This window comes from Pseudomonas sp. Root562, from assembly GCF_001427125.1.
Classification (GTDB): Bacteria; Pseudomonadota; Gammaproteobacteria; order Pseudomonadales; family Pseudomonadaceae; genus Aquipseudomonas.
Genome location: NZ_LMGK01000012.1, coordinates 600,337 through 621,819, shown reverse-complemented (window position 1 = coordinate 621,819; position 21,483 = coordinate 600,337). Strand labels below are relative to the sequence as shown.

Sequence of the window (21,483 nt, the reverse complement as noted above, 5' to 3'; positions counted from 1 at the left end):
TGTTCGCGATAGCGGACTGACATTCAACATTGATGTTGGATCTGATGGCCCTATCGCGAGCAGGCTCGCTCCCACAAGGTCAGTATTTCAGGCAACAAAAAATGGGCACCCAACCTGGTTGGTGTGCCCATTTTTTATTCCGCCCCCCGTTTTGCGGGGTGGAAATCAAGGATTGACGCTGTCTTTCAACGATTTGCCTGGTTTGAAGGCAACTGTGTTGCTGGCCTTGATTTTGACTGGCTCACCGGTTTGCGGGTTTTTGCCGGTACGGGCGCCGCGGTGGCGTTGCAGGAAGGTGCCGAAGCCTACCAGCGTTACACTGTCTTTGCGGTGCAGGGCGCCGGTGATTTCTTCGAGTACGGCGTTGAGAACGCGGTTGGCCTGCTCTTTGGTGAGGTCTGCTTTTTCAGCAATTGCTGCAGCGAGTTCTGGTTTACGCATATTAGTGAAGCCCCTTTGACGGTTTTTTGTTGTTATGTCCGTGCTGCTCTCTGTGGAACAGCGCCCAAAGCGCCGCAGGTGCTCTACTCTGCGGCAGACGGGAGTGAGGATGGCACGCAGCGAGGAGCCGCGCCAGTATCGACGCGGCCAATGTAGGGGCAAAACAGGGGTGATTCCGACAGAACGACCGGTATTTACGCCAGCAGTGCCGGAAGCTCTTTGTTCAGGGCCAGTTTCTCCATCACGGCCGCGCCCGTCAGGGCATAACCGAGCAGTTTTCCGCTGGCATCGCGGCATAGCACTTTGATGTCGGCCCCCTGCCCTTCGACCGTCCAGACACCCTCCGAACCCCGAGGTGGCGGGGACACCACCAATGGGCAGACCGGGGTTTTCACGGTGATGGGCATCGGGCCGTAGCTGACAGCTGTCGGCTTGCCGGCGAGGGTCTGGGCCAGCGCCCTCGCACAGCTCATCAGGGGCATCACGTACAACAGATTCAGCCCATCGACCTCGGCACAGTCGCCCAACGCGTAGATATTGGCGTGAGAAGTCTTCAGGTGACGATCGACCACGACCCCCCGATTGACCTGCAACCCGGCCGCGGCCGCCAGATCGATGCGTGGACGCAGGCCAATGGCCGAGACCACCACATCGCACGGGATAACCTGACCGTCGGACAAATGCGCCTCCAGGCCATCGGCAACCCGTTGCAAGCGAGTCAGCACAGGCCCCAGGTGGAAACGTGCACCAAGGCTTTCCAGACCGGCCTGAACCGCCGCGGCCGCTGCCGGGTGCAACAGGGTCGGCATGACCTGTTCACACGGTGCAACCAATTGCACCTCGTAGCCACCCAGGCTCAGGTCGTTGGCAAACTCGCAGCCAATCAGGCCGGCACCGAGCAAGAGCACCCGTTGCTTGCCGGCGGCTGCCGCGCGAAAGCGGGCGTAGTCTTCCAGGTCATTGATAGGGAACACGCAGTCCGCCGCATCGCCTTCGATGGGCACCCGCACGGTTTCTGCGCCCCAGGCCAGGATCAGGTCACGGTAAATCACCGATTCTTCGCCGATCCACAAGCGCTTGTGACCCGGATCGATGCCGCTGATGCGCGTATGGGTGCGCACTTCGGCCTTCAACTGTTCGGCCATGGCGCCAGGTTCGGCCATGCTCAGTCCGTCGGCGTCCTTGTTTTTGCCAAAACCGGTGGAGAGCATCGGTTTGGAGTAGGAGCGCCCGTCATCGGCGGTAATCAGCAGCAGCGGGGTTTCGCTATCGAGTTTGCGAAACTCCCGGGCCAGGTTGTAGCCCGCCAGGCCAGTGCCGACGATCACGACAGGTGCGTTCATTCCTTACTCCTCTGAAGGTCTTAGTTGATTTCGATCATTTCGAAATCCATTTTGCCGACGCCACAATCCGGGCACAGCCAGTCTTCCGGCACGTCTTGCCACAGGGTGCCCGGCGCAATGCCGTCATCCGGCCAGCCGTCGGCTTCGTTGTAGATCAGGCCGCAGACCACACATTGCCACTTTTTCATTCAGGTACTTCCTCAGTTCAGGCGTTTTGCCGGCTCGGACGGTCGATGCTTGCAGCTCTGCCGTCCGGCTCAGGGCGTTTTGTATAGAGGGGGCCGGGCAGATGCAAGCCTGTTCGGCGCAACGGCTGGGCGGATCACTCAAATTCACAGGCTGACATGTTAAGCTCGGCGCCTCCTTTGCTGCCAATAATGACTCATTGTGCAACACACAGAACGCCTCTCCCCGCTCGCACTCTGGCTCCCCCAAAGCCGGCTGACGCCTCAGCCCGACACGTCCGTCCTCGACTGGTTGTTCGATGATGGCTCGCTGACCAGGCGCCTTGTTCAACTGACCAACGATGCCTTCAGCGTCACGCCGCTGTTCGAAGGCTGGCAGGCCCTGCGCGCAGACGAATGCCTCGCGCTGGACCTTGCCGAAGGTACTGAAGGCTGGGTGCGCGAGGTGTATTTGCGAGGTCATGGTCAAGCGCTGGTGTTTGCCCGAAGTGTGGCGTCGCGCAGTGCATTGCAGGGCGATGGCTTGCATATGGATGAATTGGGCAGCCGATCCCTGGGCGAATTGCTGTTTTGTGACCGCGCGTTCCAGCGTCAGGCCATCGAGGTTTGCCACTACCCCCAGGAATGGTTGCCGAACGAAGTGCGGGCTCCTGAATTATGGGGCCGCCGTTCGCGCTTCGACCGTGGCGCATTGAGCATACTCGTGGCCGAGATTTTCCTTCCGTCCCTGTGGAACGCTGCCGGCGTCCAACCGGAGAGCCGTTGATGTACCAGAGCCTGCTCAAGTCCCTGAATCGCTTGAACCCTCGGGCCTGGGACTTCATTCAACTAACCCGCATGGACAAGCCGATCGGCATCTACCTGCTGCTGTGGCCGACGCTGTGGGCGCTGTGGATTGCCGGTAAGGGCTCGCCTTCGCTGGCCAACATCGTGATTTTCGTCCTTGGCGTGGTGCTGACCCGCGCCGGCGGCTGCGTGATCAACGATTGGGCCGACCGCAAGGTCGATGGCCACGTCAAACGTACTGCGCAACGTCCGCTGGCCAGCGGCAAGATCAGCTCGAAAGAGGCGCTGGTGTTCTTCGCGCTGTTGATGGGCGTGAGTTTCCTGCTGGTGCTGTGCACCAATGCTCCGACGATCTGGTTGTCGCTGGGCGGTTTGGCGCTGGCCTTCACCTACCCGTTCATGAAGCGCTACACCTATTACCCGCAAGTGGTGCTGGGCGCGGCGTTTTCCTGGGGCATGCCGATGGCTTTCACCGCCGAGACCGGGGAACTGCCGGCTGCAGCGTGGCTGCTGTGGATCGCCAACCTGTTGTGGACGGTGGGCTACGACACCTACTACGCCATGACCGATCGCGATGACGACTTGAAGATCGGCGTGAAGTCCACGGCCATCCTGTTCGGCGACGCGGACCGGGTGATCATCCTGACCTTGCAAGGCCTGGCACTGGCCTGCTTGCTCTTGGCGGGCTCCCGATTCGAACTCGGCGGCTGGTTCCACCTGGGGTTGGTGGTGGCGGCAGGCTGCTTTGCCTGGGAGTTCTGGTACACCCGCGACAAGGATCGCATGCGCTGTTTCAAGGCGTTTTTGCACAATCATTGGGCAGGGTTGGCGATTTTTGTCGGGATTGTGCTGGATTACGCGTTGCGCTGACCCAAGGCCTGTCTTTGAACTGCGTTACGCAGGAGCCAGGCTTACCCGCGATGGCGCCTTCAAGATCGCTATCGCGGGCAAGCCTTGCGCCTGCAGAAGAGCGGTTACTTCTGCGACTCGTGAACGACGTGCCACACGTCCTTCATCTTGTCGCCCGTCATGTCTCCCGGCTTCTTGTCCTTCACAAACGTGTAAAGCGGCTTGCCGTCATAGGCGTACTGCATCTTCCCGTCATCTCGCTTGATGACGCTCCACTTGCCCTCGGCCGTGGCGCCCGCCGGCGCCATCATCGGTGGCCAGTTCTTCGCGCACTCGTCGTTGCACATCGACTTGCCGCCCGAGTCCTTGTCGAACGTGTACAGGGTCATGCCATTGTGATCGACCATCATGCCGTCTTTCATCATCGCCGGGTCGGCGGCCAAGGCCAGCGCCGGCAGCGTTAGCGCCGCCGTAACCAGCAGTGCCTTCCAGGATTGAGCAATGTGATTCATGGAAACCTTCCTTTTGCGGTTGTCAGGATTCGGACTTAGAGCTTAGCCCAGGATCATGGCAATCGCCGGTCGACTAAAATACTGTCACACGACTGCAATAATTCCGTTATCTAATGCGGCGCAAGACAGTTAAATGACAAGAGGATTAAGGCATGGTTGGCAGGAGCATTCTGATCGTCGACGACGAAGCGCCCATTCGCGAAATGATCGCCGTTGCGTTGGAAATGGCCGGCTATGACTGCCTGGAAGCGGAGAACTCCCAGCAGGCGCATGCCATTATCGTCGACCGCAAGCCGGACCTGATCCTGCTCGACTGGATGCTCCCGGGCACGTCCGGCATCGAGCTGGCCCGCCGCCTCAAGCGCGACGAACTGACCGGGGATATCCCGATCATCATGCTCACCGCCAAGGGCGAAGAGGACAACAAGATCCAGGGCCTGGAAGTGGGCGCCGACGATTACATCACCAAACCGTTTTCCCCCCGTGAGCTCGTCGCGCGACTCAAAGCCGTGTTGCGCCGCGCCGGCCCTACCGATGGCGAAGCGCCGATCGAAGTCGGCGGCTTGCTGCTCGACCCGATCGGCCACCGTGTGACCATCGATGGAAAACCGGCGGAAATGGGCCCGACCGAATACCGTCTGCTGCAATTTTTCATGACCCACCAGGAACGCGCCTATACCCGGGGCCAGTTGCTGGATCAGGTTTGGGGCGGCAACGTCTATGTCGAGGAACGCACCGTCGACGTGCACATCCGTCGCCTGCGCAAAGCCCTCGGCGATGCCTACGAAAATCTGGTACAAACCGTGCGCGGCACCGGATACCGCTTTTCTACCAAAGCATGAAGGTAGCTACGAGCTGCAAGCTTCAAGCGACAAGCTAAAAGCTGCTTTTCTGACAAGGACGCGCGTCACGTGAACCAAAACTGGCATGGCACCCTGATTCGCCACATGCTGCTGCTGGTCACCGCCTGCCTGGTGATCGGCCTGATCACCGGCTACTACGGCTGGAGCCTCGCCGCAGGCCTGGGCATTTACCTGGCCTGGACCCTCAAGCAACTGCTGCGCCTGCACGAATGGCTGCGCCTGCACAAACCCGATGAGGCGCCGCCCGATGGCTATGGCCTGTGGGGCGAAGTGTTTGACAGCATCTACCACCTGCAACGTCGTGACCAACGGGTACGCGGGCGTCTGCAAGCGGTCATCGATCGCGTCCAGGAATCCACCGCCGCGCTGAAAGACGCGGTGATCATGCTCGACACCGACGGCAACCTGGAATGGTGGAACCGCGCCGCCGAAACCCTGCTGGGCCTCAAGACCCCGCAGGACAGCGGCCAGCCGGTGACCAACCTGGTGCGCCATCCGCGCTTCAAGGAATACTTCGAGCAGGACAACTACAGCGAACCGCTGGAAATCCCCTCGCCGACCAATGACCGCGTGCGCATCCAGCTGTACATCACCCGCTACGGCAACAACGAGCACTTGATGCTGGTGCGCGACGTGACGCGCATCCATCAGCTGGAACAGATGCGCAAAGACTTCATCGCCAACGTATCCCACGAGCTGCGTACGCCGCTGACGGTGATCTGTGGCTATCTGGAAACCCTGCTCGATAATGCCGAAGAGGTGAACCCGCGCTGGACCCGCGCCTTGCAGCAGATGCAGCAGCAAGGCGGGCGCATGCAGACCCTGCTCAACGACTTGCTGTTGCTGGCCAAACTGGAAGCCACCGATTACCCATCGGACAACCAGCCCGTGGCCATCGACGGCTTGCTGCAATCGATCAAGGGCGATGCGCAGCAACTGTCCGGCCAGAAAAACCAGCACATCACTCTGGAGGCCGACCCGACCATTCTGCTCAAGGGCAGTGAAGCGGAATTGCGCAGCGCGTTTTCCAATCTGGTGTTCAACGCGGTGAAGTACACCCCGGCCGAAGGCAATATCCGCATTCGCTGGTGGGGCGATGAACAGGGCGCGCATTTGAGCGTGCAGGATTCAGGGATCGGCATCGACAGCAAACACCTGCCGCGACTGACCGAACGCTTCTATCGCGTCGACTCCAGTCGCAACTCCAATACCGGTGGCACCGGGTTGGGCCTGGCGATCGTCAAGCACGTGCTGTTGCGCCATCGGGCGCGCATGGAAATCAGCAGCGTGCCGGGCCATGGCAGCACCTTTACCTGCCATTTCGCTCCCGCCCAGGTCAGCAAATCCTTGGTCATCAGCACCGCCGACTGATACCGGCCAGCACGCGCCACTAGGCAATCGCCCAGTCAGCCGCTACATTGGCTGACTTGTGCCTGCCATTCAGGTACACATTTTCTTTCCTTTCGAATTCACGGAAACCGCAAAACTCCATCATGGACCCTTCCCCTGGCTTGACCCTCGCTACAATTTTCGCCGACTTCGGCATGATTCTTTTTGCTCTGATCCTGGTTTTGCTCAACGGTTTTTTCGTTGCGGCGGAATTTGCCATGGTCAAATTGCGCTCGACCCGTGTCGAGGCCATTGCCGAACAACACGGCTGGCGCGGTCACATTCTGCGTACCGTACACAGTCAGCTCGATGCTTACCTGTCGGCCTGCCAGTTGGGTATTACCCTGGCCTCGCTCGGCCTTGGCTGGGTGGGCGAGCCGGCGTTCGCGCACATTCTCGAGCCGTTGCTGAGCGCCGTGGGCGTCGAGTCGGCCGAGATCATCAAAGGCGTGTCGTTCTTCACCGCGTTCTTCATCATTTCGTACCTGCACATTGTGGTCGGCGAACTCGCCCCGAAATCCTGGGCCATCCGCAAACCCGAGCTGCTGTCGTTGTGGACGGCCGTGCCGTTGTACCTGTTCTACTGGGCGATGTACCCGGCGATCTACCTGCTCAATGCCAGCGCCAACCAGATCCTGCGCATCGCCGGCCAAGGCGAACCCGGCCCGCATCACGAGCACCATTACAGCCGCGAAGAACTGAAATTGATCCTGCACTCCAGCCGTGGCCAGGACCCGAGCGACCAAGGCATGCGCGTATTGGCCTCGGCGGTGGAAATGGGCGAGCTGGAAGTGGTCGACTGGGCCAACTCCCGCGAAGACCTGGTGACCCTGGAGTTCAACGCACCGCTCAAGGAAATCCTGGCGATGTTCCGTCGCCACAAGTTCAGCCGCTACCCGGTGTACGACAGCGAGCGCCAGGAGTTCGTCGGCCTGCTGCACATCAAGGACCTGCTGCTGGAACTGGCGGCGCTGGACCACATTCCCGAGTCGTTCAACCTTGCCGAACTGACCCGCCCTCTGGAACGCGTTTCCCGGCACATGCCGCTGTCGCAATTGCTGGAACAGTTTCGCAAGGGCGGCTCGCACTTCGCCGTGGTCGAAGAGGCCGATGGCAACATCATCGGCTACCTGACCATGGAAGACGTGCTGGAAGTGCTGGTGGGCGACATTCAGGACGAACACCGCAAGGCCGAGCGCGGCATCCTCGCGTACCAACCGGGCAAGCTGCTGGTGCGCGGTGATACACCGCTGTTCAAGGTCGAGCGACTGCTGGGCATCGATCTGGATCACGTCGAAGCCGAAACCCTTGCCGGGCTGGTCTACGAAAGCCTGAAGCGGGTGCCGGAAGAGGAAGAAGTGCTGGAAGTCGAAGGTTTGCGGATCATCATCAAGAAGATGAAAGGGCCGAAGATCGTGCTGGCCAAGGTGTTGATGCTGGATTAAGTCACGCCCCTGTAGGAGCCGGCTTGCTGGCGATGGGTACGCCGCGGTGCCCCTGTGATACCGCGTTATCGTTCATCGCCAGCAAGCCGGCTCCTACTGCCCAACGCAAAGTTGGGCATCGCCCCCACCGGTTGATTGAACCGGTACGGAATCGACACCAGCCCCATCCCGGTATTGCGCTGCACCACGAAGTGCAAATGTGGCCCGGTGCTGTTGCCGGTGTTGCCCGACAGGGCCAGTGCACTGCCTACCGCCACCTTCTGCCCCTCTCGTACCCTGACCGAGCCTTGCTTGAGGTGCAGGTACACACCCATGGTCCCGTCATCGTGCAGCACCCGCACGAAATTGCCGGAAGCATCAGTGCCACGCCCGCTCTGGCCATTCTCGGTTTTCACCACCACCCCGCCCCGTGCGGCGATGATCGGCGTGCCCTCCGGCATGGCAATGTCGATGGCGTAGCGGCTTTTAGGGCCGAAGTGGCTGTAGGGGCCGTTGGCGCCCTGACTGATCCGGAACGGACCGCCACGCCAAGGCAAGGGATACCGATAGCCCACAGCGGTGCCTGTCGGGTCACCGAGCGAATATTTGAGCTTGGGGACATAGGCGAGTGGCTTCCCGGCCCGGATCGCCGTGAGCTGCGCCAGGCGAACGCTGGTGCGCAGTGGAATGACTCGGCGGATCGATCGACCTGGAATTCCGCTGACGTTCTTCACGCCGGCAAAACTCAATTCGATCTCCACCGGTGCATACAGGTCATTGCGCACATACACGCTGTCCACGCCATCCTTTTTCATGATCACGTAGTACACCTGACGCTCCAGGCGCTCGACCATACGATCTCGAAAAACGAATACCTTTGAGCCTTTCGTGGGGCGATCGCTGTAAGAGACCACGCCATTGGCATCGGTGGACTTGTAGATAGTCATGGCCATTGATGAAGCGCAGGCCATGGACAAACCACAAAGAAACAACAGGCGCGCGAACATGGGAAGGAGTTCTGTCGAGTAAGGCTTGGGATTGAGCCTAGCAGCCGGAATTGACCCGCGTGGTCGACAGATGTTTCGAAAAGGATGTTACGGGAGGATGAGCAGTGACAGTTCTGGCCCCATCGCGGGCGGCCCGCTCCCACAAGGTATTCAATGTCCCTGTGGGAGCGACGGTGCGACGATTCGACTTGCTCGCGATGGCAATCTCACGGGCGACGCAGTTTTAAGCGCCGGGAATGAAATGCTTCTGCGCCGTGCCACGGGCAATCAGGCGGGAGATGTAGTCGAGTTTCTGCGCATCCTGGTCGACAAAGCGAAAGGTCAGTTGCAACCATTCGCTGTCGGGCTTCTGTTCGTGAGCGACGATGGCATGCAGATAGCCATTGAGACGCGCCGTTTCGGCGTTGTCACCCTGCTCCAGGTCGAGCACAGCGCTGTCGAGGACTTGCGGCAGGGTTTCGGCGCGCTTGACCACCAACAACGCTTCCTTGAGGCTCAGGGCCTTGATCACGCATTGCTGGATGCCGTTCGGCAAGCGCAATTGACCCTGGCCACGTCCTCCACCCACGGTGGCCGCTGCTACAGGAGCCTTGACTGGCGGGCTGTTGAGCAAGCCACCCCGCGACGGTGCCGGGGCCGCAGGTGTGGGTGCAACGGCAGCCGGTGCGACCACGGCGGGTTTGCCGCCAGTCAATGCACTGAGCGAGTCATTGCCGAATGCCGGGCTGGTTTTAGTCGCTGCAACGTTGATCAAGGCATCGAGCTTGCCGACCTTGTGCAGCGCCTGCTTGACCTTGGTGATCAGTTGCTCGTTGGTGAACGGTTTGCTGACGTATCCGGACACGCCGGCCTGGATTGCCTGGACCACGTTCTCTTTGTCGCCGCGACTGGTCACCATCACGAACGGCATGCTTTTGAGGCTGTCCTGCTCACGGCACCAGGTCAGCAGTTCCAGGCCGGACATTTCCGGCATTTCCCAGTCGCACAGGACCAGGTCGAACGCTTCCTTCGCCAGCATGGCCTGAGCCTTTTTGCCGTTGACCGCGTCTTCGATTCGCATGCCCGGGAAATAGTTACGCAGGCATTTCTTCACCAGGTCACGAATGAACGAGGCATCGTCCACGACCAACACACTGACCTTACTCATCCATAACCCCTTTAAAAAATCCCGGCAAGCATACCGCTTTGCTGATGGCACATTGCCAAAACCTTCAGTCACGCCGGCACTTTTCGTTCGCGGGTGCTGCTTTTCGAATTCGTCGGCCGCAAACAAAAACGCCCGGCCAAAAGGCCGGGCGCTTTACTTGGGCAACCTTACTTATCGTCAGCTTTGCCCGGAACATTAGCGGTTTCACCGCTTGTTCCTTCAACTTCTTCTTTCATGCGCTTGAGGCCCAGGTGACGCACGTCGGTACCGCGCACCAGGTAAATCACCAGTTCCGAGATATTGCGCGCGTGGTCGCCGATCCGCTCCAGCGAACGCAGCACCCAGATAATGCTCAAGACCCGCGAGATAGAGCGCGGGTCTTCCATCATGTAGGTCGCCAGTTCACGCAGGGCGGTCTTGTATTCGCGGTCGATGATCTTGTCGTACTGCGCTACCGACAACGCCAGGTCGGCGTCGAAACGGGCAAACGCGTCCAGCGCATCACGCACCATGTTGCGCACTTGGTCGCCGATGTGACGAACCTCGACATAACCGCGCGGCGCTTCACCTTCTTCGCACAGCTGAATCGCACGGCGGGCGATTTTGGTCGCTTCGTCGCCGATGCGCTCCAGGTCGATCACCGATTTGGAAATGCTGATGATCAGGCGCAAGTCCGAGGCCGCCGGCTGGCGACGGGCCAGAATGCGCAGGCATTCTTCGTCGATGTTGCGTTCCATCTGGTTGATCTGGTCGTCGATCTCGCGAACCTGCTGGGCCAGGCCGGAGTCGGCCTCGATCAGCGCGGTCACCGCGTCGTTGACCTGCTTCTCGACCAGCCCGCCCATGGCCAGGAGGTGGCTGCGTACTTCCTCCAGTTCGGCGTTGAACTGCGCGGAAATGTGGTGGGTAAGGCCTTCTTTACTAATCATGTTGGCGTCCTTGGAGCGTCCGGTAAGGTGCGGTGGGCCGCAGCGTCAGTTCAGTGAGCAACCAACCGCTTGCTAGCCGTAACGACCGGTGATGTAGTCTTCGGTCTGCTTCTTCGCCGGATTGGTGAACAGGGTGTCGGTGTCGCCGAATTCCACCAGTTTGCCCATGTACATAAACGCCGTGTAGTCGGAAACCCGCGCGGCCTGTTGCATGTTGTGGGTGACGATAACGATGGTGAACTTCGATTTCAGTTCGTAAATCAGCTCTTCGACTTTCAGCGTCGAGATCGGGTCGAGCGCCGAGCACGGTTCGTCGAGCAACAGCACTTCCGGCTCCACGGCGATGGTGCGCGCAATGACCAGACGTTGCTGCTGACCACCGGACAGGCCCAATGCCGACTCGTGCAGGCGGTCCTTGACCTCGTCCCACAGCGCCGCACCTTTCAACGCCCACTCGACGGCTTCGTCGAGTACGCGCTTCTTGTTGATACCCTGGATACGCAAGCCGTAAACCACGTTCTCGTAGATGGTTTTCGGGAACGGATTCGGCTTCTGGAACACCATGCCGACGCGACGACGCAGCTCGGCGACGTCTTCGCCCTTGCGGTAGATGTTGTTGCCGTAAAGGTTGATCGCGCCTTCGACACGGCAGCCATCGACCAGGTCATTCATGCGGTTGAAGGTCCGCAGCAGCGTGGATTTGCCGCAGCCGGACGGGCCGATGAAGGCGGTCACGCGCTGTTTCGGGATGTTCATGCTGACGTCGAACAAGGCTTGTTTGTCGCCGTAGAACAGGCTCAGGCCCGGCACTTCGATGGCTACGGTTTCCTGCTCGAGGCTCAGGCTCTGTTTGTCGCGACCCAGGGCCGACATGTTGATGCCGTGGGTATGTGCTTCGTGCTGCATGGGAGGCTCCCTGTGCTAACAAATTCGGTTCAATTGGCCGCTGCAGGCATAAAGCCTGGCGGTAGCACCACCCCTGTAGGAGCACAGCTTGCTGGCGATGGCGATTTCGAAAACGCCATCGCGGGCAAGCCTTGCTCCTACAGGGAGCGGCAGTAATCAGCTATCCAGCGCTTTGTATTTTTCGCGCAGGTGGTTACGGATATAGACGGCCGACAGGTTCAACGTCGCGATCACCAGCACCAGCAACAACGCCGTGGCGTATACCAGTGGTCGTGCCGCTTCGACGTTCGGGCTCTGGAAGCCGACGTCATAGATGTGGAAGCCCAGGTGCATGATCTTCTGGTCCAGGTGCAGGTACGGGTAGTTGCCGTCCACCGGAAGCGACGGCGCCAGTTTCACCACACCCACCAGCATCAGCGGCGCCACTTCACCGGCGGCTCGGGCCACGGCGAGGATCATGCCGGTCATCATCGCCGGGCTGGCCATCGGCAGCACGATCTTCCACAAGGTTTCAGCCTTGGTCGCGCCGAGAGCCAACGAGCCTTCACGCACGGTGCGAGGAATCCGCGCCAGGCCTTCTTCGGTGGCGACGATCACCACCGGCACCGCCAGCAGTGCCAGGGTCAACGAAGCCCAAAGCAGACCCGGCGTACCGAAGGTTGGCGCCGGCAACGCTTCAGGGAAGAACAAGCGGTCGAGCGAGCCACCCAGTACATAAACGAAGAAGCCCAGACCGAACACGCCGTAGACAATGGCCGGTACACCCGCGAGGTTGTTCACCGCGATGCGGATCACCCGGGTCAGGGTGTTCTGCTTGGCGTATTCGCGCAGGTACACCGCCGCCAGCACGCCGAACGGGGTGACGATCATCGCCATGATCAACGTCATCATCACGGTGCCGAAGATCGCCGGGAAAATCCCGCCTTCGGTGTTCGCTTCACGCGGATCGTCGCTCAGGAATTCCCAGATCTTGCTGAAGTAGAAGCCGATCTTGGTGAGGGTGCCCATGCCATTGGGCTGGTAAGCGTGAACCACCTTGCCCAGACCAATCTCGATTTCCTTGCCGTTGGCATCACGGGCGGTGAGGCTGTCGCGATTGAACTGCGCGTGCAGATCATTCAGGCGCGCTTCAACATCCTGGTAACGGGCGTTCAGCTCAGCGCGTTCGGACTCCATGTCCGCTTGTGCGGTGGCGTCGAGCTTGCCATCGAGTTCCAGTTTGCGGCCGTGCAGACGGATGCGTTCCAGACCGGCGTTGATCGCACCGATGTCGACTTTTTCCAGGGTCTTGAGTTGCGCGGCCAGCTGATTCACGCGGTTGATTCGCGCTTGCAGCTCAGGCCAGGCAGCTTCACCCTCGGCAATGATCTTGCCATCCTGTTTGACGTTGACCAGGTAACCGTAGAAGTTGCCCCATTCACGGCGCTCCAGCGCCATCAATTCGACCGGAGTCTTCTGGTTGGTCAGCCACTCGCCGACGATCCAGGTGAAGTCGGTGCCATTCAAGTCACGGTTGCCGACCTTGATCAGCTCGCGGGTCATGAATTCGGGGCCTTCGTCTGGCACCGGCAAACCGGCGCTCTTCAGACGCGCTCGCGGCACTTCTTCCTTCTGTACGATTTCGCCGATCACCAAGTGATTGGCCTGGCCCGGCACGTCGTAGCTGGCATGCACCAGGTCCGCCGGCCAGAAGTGACCCAGACCGCGCACGGCAATCACTGCCAGCAGGCCAATGGTCATGATGACCGCGATGGACACCGCGCCACCGCTGATCCAGACGCCGGGGGCGCCGCTCTTGAACCATCCTTTCAGGGAGTTCTGTTTCACAGACTTCTACCTTTCTTAAAGCGACGAGTATTTCTTGCGCAGACGCTGACGAATCAGTTCCGCGAGGGTGTTCATGACGAAGGTGAACAACAGCAACACCAGCGCCGAAAGGAACAGCACGCGGTAGTGGCTGCCGCCGACTTCCGACTCGGGCATTTCCACCGCGACGTTGGCGGCCAGGGTGCGCAGGCCTTCGAACAGGTTCATTTCCATGACCGGGGTGTTACCGGTGGCCATCAGCACGATCATGGTTTCACCGACCGCACGGCCCATGCCGATCATCAGTGCCGAGAAGATGCCCGGGCTGGCGGTGAGGATCACCACGCGGGTCATGGTCTGCCAAGGCGTGGCACCGAGGGCCAACGAACCGAGAGTCAAGCCACGCGGCACACTGAACACGGCATCTTCAGCGATGGAGTAGATGTTCGGGATCACCGCAAAGCCCATGGCCAGGCCGACCACCAGTGCGTTGCGCTGGTCGTAGGTAATCCCTAAGTCGTGGGAGATCCACATGCGCATGTCGCCGCCGAAGAACCAGTTCTCCATGAACGGACTCATGTACAACGACAGCCAGCCCACGAACAGGATCACCGGGATCAACAGCGCACTTTCCCAGCCGTCCGGGACTTTCAGGCGGATCGATTCAGGCAGGCGACTGAAGGCAAAACCCGCCACCAGAATGCCGATCGGTAGCAACATCAACAGGCTGAAGATGCCCGGCAAGTGCCCTTCGACATAGGGTGCGAGGAACAGACCGGCGAAGAAACCGAGGATCACCGTCGGCATCGCTTCCATCAGCTCGATCACCGGCTTGACCTTGCGGCGCATGCCCGGGGCCATGAAGTACGCGGTGTAGATTGCGGCGGCGACGGCCAGCGGCGCTGCCAGCAGCATGGCGTAGAAAGCGGCTTTCAAGGTACCGAAGGTCAGCGGCGACAGGCTCAGTTTCGGTTCGAAGTCAGTGTTGGCGGCGGTCGATTGCCAGACGTATTTAGGCTCGTCGTAGTTCTCGTACCAGACCTTGCTCCACAACGCGCTCCACGACACTTCCGGGTGCGGGTTATCGAGCAGCAACGGTTGCAGCTTGCCGCCGGCTTCCACGATGACGCGGTTGGCCCGCGGCGACAGACCGAACAGGCCCTCGCCTTCAACCACCTGGTCAACCAGCAAGGTGCGGTGCGCGGTGCTGTGGAACACGCCGAGCTTGCCGGAGGCGTCGAGGGCGACGAAGCCCTTGCGGCGCTCTTCGGCGGTGATTTCAACGATAGGCGTGGTGCCCATCTGGAAGGTGCGGATCTGCTTCAGGCGCTGTTCGCCATCCGGGTCGCGGGCCATGAACCACTGGGCCAGGCCACCTTTGGAATCGCCAAGAATCAGCGAGATACCACCGACCAGCTGCGTACTGGCGGTGATTTCAGCGTCGCCGTTTTCCAGCAATTTGTAGCGACCGTTCAGGCTCTTGTCGCGCAGGCTGAATACGTCGGCCTGGGCACGACCGTTAATCACGTATAACCACTGCTGACGCGGGTCGACAAAGATGTTCTTCACCGGCTCGGTCATTTGCGGCAAATCGATGCGCGTCTGCTCGTTGGTGATTTCACCGGTCATCATGTTTTCTTCGCTGGTCAGCGACAAAACATTGAGTTGCGAACCGGTGGAACCCACCAGCATCAGGGTCGAATCAGTCGCGTTGAGGCTGACGTGCTCCAGCACACCGCCCGCTTCGTTCACCGCGATCGGCGCTTCGCCATACGGATACTCGATGGCTGGCGAGATGGTTTTCTTGCCGTCCGGATAGCTGACCTTGTACGTGTGACGGAACACCAGGGCCTGACCATTGGACAGACCTACCGCCACCAGCGGATGACCTGGCTGGTCTTTACCGATGGAGGTCACGGTAGCGCCGGCCGGAACAGGCAAATCGACGCGCTTGAGTTCGGCGCCACTGTCGATATCGAAGAACAATGCCTGGCCTTTGTCTGAAACCCGCATGGCCACCTGGTTCTGCTCTTCCAGGGAAAACATCAACGGCTTGCCGGCGTCTTGCATCCAGGCCGGCGTGATCGCGTCCTTGGACGTCAGGCTGGCACCCTGGAACAGGGGCGCAACGACGTAGGCAAGGAAGAAGAAAATCAGGGTGATGGCTGCCAGCACAGCCAGGCCGCCGATCAGGACGTACCAGCGCGTGAAGCGATCTTTAAGCGCGCGAATGCGGCGCTTGCGTTGCAACTCAGGCGTATTGAAATCAATTCGCTTGGGGGGATTAGTAGTCATGTTGGAATTGGCCAGATCATTCATTCGCACACCCTAGCGATCCTGTATGACAGAAAGATGACAGTGCAGTGACGCAACAAATCCGCCGCCAGCGGGAACTGGCAGTGGATCGGAAATTTGGAGGGCCGGGGTCGCCTGTATGGCCACCCTGGAGCCGTTGTAGGAGCAAAGCTTGCTCGCGATTGCAGTCTGCCAGTCAGCTATTTGTTGAATGGTCTGACGCCATCGCGGGCAAGCCTTGCTCCTACAGGTCCGGGGCGAACCCCGGGCCTAGGGTTTTACTTCTTTGCTACGCTGCTACCTTCTTGCAAACCCAGGTCAGCCAGTGCTTTTGCAGCAACCTTGGCTGGCAGAGGGATGTAACCGTCCTTCACCACTACTTCCTGGCCCTGTTTGGACAGAACCAGCTTCACGAACTCGGCTTCCAGCGGGGCCAGAGGCTTGTTCGGGGCCTTGTTGACATACACGTACAGGAAGCGCGAAAGCGGGTACTTGCCATTCAGGGCGTTTTCTTCGGTGTCTTCGATGAATTCACCGCCATCTTTCTTGGCCAGGGCAACGGTTTTCACGCTGGCGGTCTTGTAGCCAATGCCCGAATAACCAACGCCGTTCAGCGAGCTGCTGATCGACTGCACAACCGAAGCCGAACCTGGCTGTTCGTTGACGTTTGGCTTGAAGTCGCCTTTGCACAGGGCCTCTTCCTTGAAGTAGCCGTAGGTGCCGGATACCGAGTTGCGGCCGAACAGTTGTACCGGCTTGTTGGCCAGGTCACCGGTCACCCCCAGGTCACCCCAGGTTTTAACGTCGCTTTTAGCGCCGCACAGACGGGTCGAGGAGAAAATGGCATCGACCTGAGCCATGGTCAGGCCTTTGATCGGGTTGTCCTTGTGCACGAACACGGCCAAGGCATCCACAGCCACCGGAATAGCGGTTGGCTTGTAACCGTATTTGGTTTCGAAGGCTTGCAGTTCGTTATCCTTCATCTTGCGGCTCATCGGGCCCAGGTTAGCGGTGCCTTCAGTCAGCGCAGGTGGCGCGGTAGACGAACCGGCGGCCTGAATCTGGATGTTTACGTTCGGGTATTCTTTCTTGTAGTTCTCAGCCCAGAGGGTCATGAGGTTGGCCAGGGTATCGGAGCCGACGCTGGACAGGTTGCCCGACACACCAGTGGTCTTGGTGTAGCTCGGGATAGCAGGGTCAACAGCGGCAACCGCGTTGGCAGTCGCAACGCCAGCAGCGACAAAAGTCATTGCCGCCATCAAACGCTTCAGTTTCATGCCTTACTCCTAGCAGATAGGGTGTGTTAAGTCGGGGCCAAGTATCAGCAGGCCGTGTGAACACTCTATGGCTGAAATATGACAATTGGATGAAAGGCCAGTATTGGGCTTCTAGATCGTTCCCGCGCTCCGCGTGGGAATGCATCTCGGGACGCTCTGCGTCCCACTCAAAAGCGGACGCAGAGCGTGGGAACGATCGGTTACAAGCCGGCTCCTGCACAGGACTGGAGCCGGCTTGCTGGCGATGAGGCCAGAACTAACGCCCCTTCTTCCAGAGATACGCACCCACCACAATCCCCACCCCGCACAGCACCGCCACATAATAGGCAGGCCCCATCGCACTCTCCTTGAGCAACAGGCTGACGATCATCGGCGTCAAACCACCGAAAATCGCGTAAGCCACGTTGTAGGAAAACGACAAACCGCTGAAACGAACCACCGGCGGGAACGCCTTGACCATCACGTACGGCACCGCACCGATGGTGCCGACCAGCAGGCCGGTCAGCGCATACAACGGGAACAACCAGTCAGGATGATCGACCAGGCTGTGATAGAAGGTCCAGGAACTGGCCAGCAATGCGGTGCAGCCAAAGACGAAGACCCGCCCCGCTCCAAAGCGATCGGCCAATGCGCCGGCAATGATGCAGCCAACGCTCAGGAACACGATCGCCAGACTGTTCGCCTGCAGGGAGGTGGTCGGCGCGAAGTGGTAGACCGTCTGCAGCACGGTCGGAGTCATCAGGATCAAGACCACGATGGCGGCGGACAGCAGCCAGGTCAGCAGCATCGAAATGGCGATGGCGCCGCGATGGTCACGCAACACCGCACGCAACGGCACTTCTTCGGCCAGGGCCTTGCGTTGTTGCAGTTCGGCAAACACCGGGGTTTCGTGCAGCCAGCGGCGCAGGTACACCGAGAACAGGCCGAACACGCCGCCCAGCAGGAACGGAATCCGCCAGGCGTAATCCGCCACTTCCCCCGGGGTGTAAATGCTGTTGATCGCCGTAGCGACCAGAGAACCCAAGAGGATGCCTGCCGTCAGGCCGCTGGTCAGGGTCCCGCAGGCGTAGCCGATATGTTTTTGCGGCACGTGTTCGGAAACGAAGACCCAGGCGCCAGGCACTTCACCACCAATCGCCGCGCCCTGGATGACCCGCATCAGCAGCAACAGAATCGGCGCCCACATGCCGATCTGCGCGTAAGTCGGCAGCAGGCCCATGATCAGGGTCGGCACGGCCATCATGAAAATGCTCAGGGTGAACATCTTCTTGCGCCCCAGCAGATCGCCGAAGTGCGCCATCACGATGCCACCCAGCGGCCGCGCCAGATACCCGGCAGCAAAAATGCCGAAGGTCTGCATCAAACGCAGCCATTCAGGCATGTCCGCCGGGAAGAACAGCTTGCCCACCACCGTCGCGAAGAACACGAAAATAATGAAATCGTAAAATTCCAGCGCCCCGCCCAGGGCTGACAACGAAAGTGTCTTGTAGTCGTTGCGGGTCAGCGGACGTGCGGATTGGGATGGCTGCGCGATACTCGAGGGCGCTGTAGTCATGGCAAGGGCTTCTCTTATAGTCAGGTCTGCCGCCCCAACAACGCTGGCAAGGCTCGGGCAGGACCGGCACGATAGCAAATTGTTCAAAAAAGCACATAGAGGTGCGTAATTGACGGTCAAAATGAGAACCGGACGGTCGTCTCGGAGTCTACCGACCGATATACTCGCAACTGTGCAACGGCTTGCAAGGGTTGCTGTGCGAAAGCGCCTTCAGGGTCATAGGCGATTTCGCAGAGTTTCCCTTTAGGCGCCTTATGGAAAACGTGACGAACGTAGTATGTTCGGTGCTGAATCGTTTTTCCCGAAGACGGCTACCACCAGCAGCACCAACGAAGAGTCACGGGTCAGAGGCACCCCCGGCATGATAGAGCTCGAACAAGAAGATCCGATCCCGCAAGGCGACCTGGCCTTGCAAATCACCGCACTTCCCCGCGAAACCAACGGCTTTGGCGATATTTTTGGCGGCTGGCTGGTGGCGCAGATGGATTTGGCCGGCACCGCGATGGCCAGCAAGGTGGCTGGCGGGCGCGTCGCCACAGTCGCCATCGACCGTATGGCGTTTCTGGTACCCGTGGCGGTGGGCGCCCAGCTCTCCTTCTATACCCAGGCACTGGAAATCGGCCGCAGCTCGATCCAGATGATGGTCGAGGTCTGGAGCGACGATCCGCTCTCCAGCGAATGGCGCAAAGTCACTGAGGCGGTATTCGTGTTCGTTGCCATCGATGGCAGCGGCCGCACCCGCTCGGTTCCGCCCAGAGCTCGCTAAAAAACCGGGAAGCGTTAAACCCGACGACCGATTCACGGTCCATTGCAGTCCTGTTACCGATCGAGAGCTGTCCCATGAACACGCCCAACGTTGAAGCCGTCAAACTGGATGAACTGAACTGCTGGCGCATCCGTCACGGCCAGGCCGAATTACTGGTGGCCCAGCAAGGCGCGCACATCCTCAGTTATCAACTGGCGGGGCAGCCGCCGCTGATCTGGCTCAACGATGAGGCGGTGTTCAAGACGGGCAAAAGCATTCGCGCCGGCGTGCCAGTGTGCTGGCCGTGGTTCGGTAACTTCGAGCGCAATCCGCAGAGCGTGAAGGCGATGCGCGTGAGCGACGAGGCGCCAACGGCTCATGGCCTGGTGCGAGCAATGGACTGGGAATTGGGCGGCATCGAGGCCGAAGGCGAAAGCCTGAAAATCGAATTCCTCCTGCCCTGCCCCGAAGGTGGATTGCCAGGCTGGCCACATCGGGTGAACCTGAAGCTGAGCATTCGCCTGGACGAGCAACTGCACATCAGCCTGACCAGCCACAACGTGGGCGATGAAACCGTCACCATCAGCCAGGCCCTGCACAGTTATTTCGCCGTCAGCGATGTGCGCAATGTGCAAGTCGAAGGCGTGGACGGCTTGAGCTACATCGAAACCCTGGAAGACTGGGCAACCCGGCAACAGTCCGGCGACCTGCGCTTTACCGGCGAAACCGACCGCATCTACCTCGACACCCCGCCATTGCTGAGCATCGTCGACCCGACCTGGGAACGACGTATCGAACTGAGCAGTACCGGTTCGCGCACGGCGGTGATCTGGAACCCGTGGACCGAGCGCGCCGCGGCGTTCAGCGACATGGCCGACGATGGCTGGCAACGCATGTTGTGCATCGAAACGGCGAACGTGATGGGTGATGTGGTGAACCTGGCGCCAGGTGCGAGCCATACCCTGGGCGTGAGCATCGGCAGCAAACCGCTCTAGGCAACATCGCAATAAAAAATGTGGGAGCCAGCCTGATGGCGATGGCGTGGTGTCAGTCAACTTATAAGTATCTGACAGACCGCTATCGCCAGCAGGCTGGCTCCCACAGTTGTTTCGGGTTGCTGTTAGAGATCGGCCTCTTTCACCACTCTGACTTTTGACGCATCCAGCGCATAGGCCGCATCCGCCAGGTCATTGCTGACCTTCTCGACTTTCAGCGTGCCGGTGACCCACAGCGGCGTGTAGATATCATTGAGCTTCAAGCCCTTGGGATAGCGCACCAGCACCAATTGATTGGGTGGCGGTGGGGGCACATGAATGCAGGCGCCCGGGTATGGCACAAGGAAAAACAGCGTGCTGTTGCCCTTGGCGTCGGACTCCAGCGGCACCGGATAACCACCGAGGCGGATGTTCTTGTCGTTCATCGACGCTACGGTTTTGGTCGAGTACATCACCGCCGGCAAGCCTTTGCTCTGCTTCATGCCACCCTTTTCGGTAAAGGTGCCATTGGCTTCGGGGGAGTCGTGGTCGATTTCAGGCATGGCCTCGAGGGCTTTCTGATCCGATTTGGGCATCAGTTCGAGCCAATCGGTTTCCGGCAGTTCGCCGGCGTGGGCGAGACCCGCACCCATTAAAACAACAGCAAGCAGAAGACGTCGCATGGAAATGCTCGGCAAGGAAAGGAAATCGCCGAGCATTCTAGTCCTCCCGGACTGCGCAGCCGAGAGGACTTTGTCGCTTGAATCAGTTCTTTTTGATCAGGCCGTAGATCACCAGCAACACCACCGCGCCCACCAGCGCACCGATGAAACCGGCAGCTTCGCCCGCCTGGTAAATGCCCAACGCCTGGCCGCCATAAGTAGCCGCCAGCGAACCGCCGATACCGAGCAGGATGGTCATGATCCAGCCCATGCTGTCATCGCCCGGCTTCAGGAACCGCGCCAGCAGGCCGACGATCAAGCCGATAAAGATGGTTCCGATAATTCCCATGGCATTTCCCTCTGATTGATTGGCTTTAGCCTAGCCAGA

General features: G+C 59.8%; 21 protein-coding genes. 7 read left to right on the top strand and 14 right to left on the bottom strand.

Annotation, left to right across the window (positions count from 1 at the left end):
- Positions 1-165: 165 nt before the first annotated feature.
- The 3 genes from ASD60_RS12870 to ASD60_RS12860 form a co-directional block, all read right to left on the bottom strand.
- Entirely contained in the window at positions 166-441 is a 276-nt protein-coding gene (locus tag ASD60_RS12870; protein WP_003213368.1) for an HU family DNA-binding protein, read from the bottom strand.
- 194 nt (positions 442-635) lie between these two features.
- Positions 636-1,784: an NAD(P)/FAD-dependent oxidoreductase gene (locus tag ASD60_RS12865; RefSeq protein ID WP_056854355.1), complete on the bottom strand. Its 1,149-nt coding sequence runs from the start codon at positions 1,782-1,784 to the stop codon at positions 636-638.
- 20 nt (positions 1,785-1,804) lie between these two features.
- The gene (locus ASD60_RS12860) at positions 1,805-1,972 is read right to left on the bottom strand and encodes a rubredoxin (protein WP_007954349.1); all 168 of its coding nucleotides are present in this window, start codon (positions 1,970-1,972) and stop codon (positions 1,805-1,807) included.
- A gap of 199 nt (positions 1,973-2,171) precedes the next feature.
- Between ASD60_RS12860 and ASD60_RS12855 the strand changes: the two genes are divergently transcribed.
- Complete coding sequence (locus tag ASD60_RS12855) at positions 2,172-2,735, top strand: chorismate--pyruvate lyase family protein (RefSeq protein WP_056854354.1); 564 nt, start codon at positions 2,172-2,174, stop codon at positions 2,733-2,735.
- On the top strand, positions 2,735-3,625 hold the full coding sequence (ubiA, locus tag ASD60_RS12850) for a 4-hydroxybenzoate octaprenyltransferase (RefSeq protein WP_056854353.1): 891 nt from the start codon (positions 2,735-2,737) through the stop codon (positions 3,623-3,625). The genes ASD60_RS12855 and ubiA overlap by 1 nt, the downstream gene beginning before the upstream one ends.
- Positions 3,626-3,729: 104 nt before the next feature.
- Here the strand turns inward: ubiA and ASD60_RS12845 are convergent, their stop codons facing one another.
- Positions 3,730-4,116 (bottom strand): COG4315 family predicted lipoprotein, encoded by a 387-nt coding sequence (locus ASD60_RS12845; protein WP_056854352.1) that lies wholly within the window; start codon positions 4,114-4,116, stop codon positions 3,730-3,732.
- A 152-nt stretch (positions 4,117-4,268) separates the two neighbouring features.
- On the opposite strand from ASD60_RS12845, the gene phoB reads away from it, so the two are divergent.
- The 3 genes from phoB to ASD60_RS12830 all read left to right on the top strand — a co-directional run bounded on the left by phoB (position 4,269) and on the right by ASD60_RS12830 (position 7,813).
- Positions 4,269-4,958 carry a phosphate regulon transcriptional regulator PhoB gene (phoB, locus tag ASD60_RS12840; RefSeq protein ID WP_034149326.1) on the top strand — a complete coding sequence of 230 codons (690 nt, stop codon included), beginning with the start codon at positions 4,269-4,271 and terminating at the stop codon, positions 4,956-4,958.
- 105 nt (positions 4,959-5,063) lie between these two features.
- The gene (gene phoR, locus ASD60_RS12835; protein WP_236708451.1) at positions 5,064-6,350 is read left to right on the top strand and encodes a phosphate regulon sensor histidine kinase PhoR; all 1,287 of its coding nucleotides are present in this window, start codon (positions 5,064-5,066) and stop codon (positions 6,348-6,350) included.
- Positions 6,351-6,472: 122 nt separating this feature from the next.
- Entirely contained in the window at positions 6,473-7,813 is a 1,341-nt protein-coding gene (locus ASD60_RS12830) for a hemolysin family protein (protein WP_056854350.1), read from the top strand.
- A gap of 65 nt (positions 7,814-7,878) precedes the next feature.
- Here the strand turns inward: ASD60_RS12830 and ASD60_RS12825 are convergent, their stop codons facing one another.
- The 8 genes from ASD60_RS12825 to ASD60_RS12790 form a co-directional block, all read right to left on the bottom strand.
- Positions 7,879-8,799, bottom strand: coding sequence for a peptidoglycan DD-metalloendopeptidase family protein (locus ASD60_RS12825; RefSeq protein ID WP_056854349.1), 921 nt, complete (start codon positions 8,797-8,799; stop codon positions 7,879-7,881).
- Positions 8,800-9,022: 223 nt separating this feature from the next.
- The gene (locus ASD60_RS12820; RefSeq protein ID WP_056854348.1) at positions 9,023-9,946 is read right to left on the bottom strand and encodes a response regulator; all 924 of its coding nucleotides are present in this window, start codon (positions 9,944-9,946) and stop codon (positions 9,023-9,025) included.
- A gap of 167 nt (positions 9,947-10,113) precedes the next feature.
- A complete protein-coding gene (gene phoU / locus ASD60_RS12815) occupies positions 10,114-10,875 on the bottom strand; it encodes a phosphate signaling complex protein PhoU (protein ID WP_008150055.1) in 762 nt (253 codons plus the stop codon).
- Between the two features lie 72 nt (positions 10,876-10,947).
- Positions 10,948-11,781: a phosphate ABC transporter ATP-binding protein PstB gene (gene pstB, locus ASD60_RS12810; protein ID WP_020797931.1), complete on the bottom strand. Its 834-nt coding sequence runs from the start codon at positions 11,779-11,781 to the stop codon at positions 10,948-10,950.
- Positions 11,782-11,937: 156 nt separating this feature from the next.
- A complete protein-coding gene (pstA, locus tag ASD60_RS12805) occupies positions 11,938-13,608 on the bottom strand; it encodes a phosphate ABC transporter permease PstA (protein WP_056854347.1) in 1,671 nt (556 codons plus the stop codon).
- A 15-nt stretch (positions 13,609-13,623) separates the two neighbouring features.
- Positions 13,624-15,906 (bottom strand): ABC transporter permease subunit, encoded by a 2,283-nt coding sequence (locus ASD60_RS12800; protein ID WP_056854346.1) that lies wholly within the window; start codon positions 15,904-15,906, stop codon positions 13,624-13,626.
- Positions 15,907-16,160: 254 nt separating this feature from the next.
- Entirely contained in the window at positions 16,161-17,159 is a 999-nt protein-coding gene (locus tag ASD60_RS12795) for a phosphate ABC transporter substrate-binding protein PstS (protein WP_056854345.1), read from the bottom strand.
- Between the two features lie 256 nt (positions 17,160-17,415).
- Positions 17,416-18,714 carry an MFS transporter gene (locus ASD60_RS12790; protein WP_056854344.1) on the bottom strand — a complete coding sequence of 433 codons (1,299 nt, stop codon included), beginning with the start codon at positions 18,712-18,714 and terminating at the stop codon, positions 17,416-17,418.
- A 361-nt stretch (positions 18,715-19,075) separates the two neighbouring features.
- Between ASD60_RS12790 and ASD60_RS12785 the strand changes: the two genes are divergently transcribed.
- Together ASD60_RS12785 and ASD60_RS12780 are read left to right on the top strand one after the other, a co-directional pair.
- Complete coding sequence (locus tag ASD60_RS12785) at positions 19,076-19,480, top strand: acyl-CoA thioesterase (protein WP_007896491.1); 405 nt, start codon at positions 19,076-19,078, stop codon at positions 19,478-19,480.
- Between the two features lie 74 nt (positions 19,481-19,554).
- Positions 19,555-20,454 (top strand): D-hexose-6-phosphate mutarotase, encoded by a 900-nt coding sequence (locus ASD60_RS12780; RefSeq protein WP_056854343.1) that lies wholly within the window; start codon positions 19,555-19,557, stop codon positions 20,452-20,454.
- A 125-nt stretch (positions 20,455-20,579) separates the two neighbouring features.
- Here the strand turns inward: ASD60_RS12780 and ASD60_RS12775 are convergent, their stop codons facing one another.
- Positions 20,580-21,116: a DUF3299 domain-containing protein gene (locus tag ASD60_RS12775; RefSeq protein WP_056854381.1), complete on the bottom strand. Its 537-nt coding sequence runs from the start codon at positions 21,114-21,116 to the stop codon at positions 20,580-20,582.
- Positions 21,117-21,198: 82 nt separating this feature from the next.
- Positions 21,199-21,444 (bottom strand): GlsB/YeaQ/YmgE family stress response membrane protein, encoded by a 246-nt coding sequence (locus ASD60_RS12770; RefSeq protein WP_056854342.1) that lies wholly within the window; start codon positions 21,442-21,444, stop codon positions 21,199-21,201.
- Positions 21,445-21,483 lie beyond the last annotated feature (39 nt).